This window comes from Winogradskyella psychrotolerans, assembly GCF_018860545.1.
GTDB classification, from domain to species: Bacteria; Bacteroidota; Bacteroidia; order Flavobacteriales; family Flavobacteriaceae; genus Winogradskyella; species Winogradskyella psychrotolerans_A.
In genome coordinates, this window is sequence record NZ_JAHKPN010000024.1 from 1 (window position 1) to 759 (window position 759).

Consider the following 759-nt stretch of genomic DNA (forward strand, 5'->3'; position numbering starts at 1 on the left):
GTGGCACTCAACTTAATGCAGGTGATACCATTTCAACAACACAGACCATTTACATTTATAATGAAGTAGGAACGGCTCCTGATACCTGCTCTAGCGAAAGTAGCTTTGAAGTGACCGTGAGTGGCACGCCAAATGTCGATACACTTGCAGACCAAACAGTCTGTTCAGATTATACATTACCTGCACTTACTGATGGTAATTATTTTACGGGTACTAATGGTACTGGAACACCACTCAATGCTGGTGATGTTATTTCAACAACACAGACCATTTATATTTATAATGAAGTAGGAACGGCTCCTGATACTTGTTCCAACGAAAGCAGTTTTGAAGTGACTGTGAGTGGTACACCAAATGTGGATACACTTGCAGACCAAACGGTCTGTTCAGATTATACGTTACCCGCCTTAACTGATGGTAATTATTTTACCGCTACAGATGGTGGTGGCACTCAACTTAATGCTGGTGATACCATTTCAACAACACAGACCATTTACATTTATAATGAAATCGGAACGGCTCCTGATACTTGTTCCAACGAAAGTAGTTTTGAAGTAACAGTAAGCGGAACACCAAATGTCGATACACTTGCAGACCAAACGGTATGTTCAGATTATACATTACCTACCTTAACTGATGGTAAGTATTATACCGCTACAGATGGTGGTGGCACTCAACTTAATGCTGGTGATACCATTTCAACAACACAGACCATTTACATTTATAATGAAGTAGGAACAGCTCCTGATACTTGTTCCA

General features: G+C 40.3%; 1 pseudogene. It reads left to right on the forward strand.

Annotated features, from left to right (window positions below):
- A pseudogene (locus tag KO515_RS09145) lies at positions 1 to 759 on the forward strand (T9SS type B sorting domain-containing protein); the annotation flags it as partial.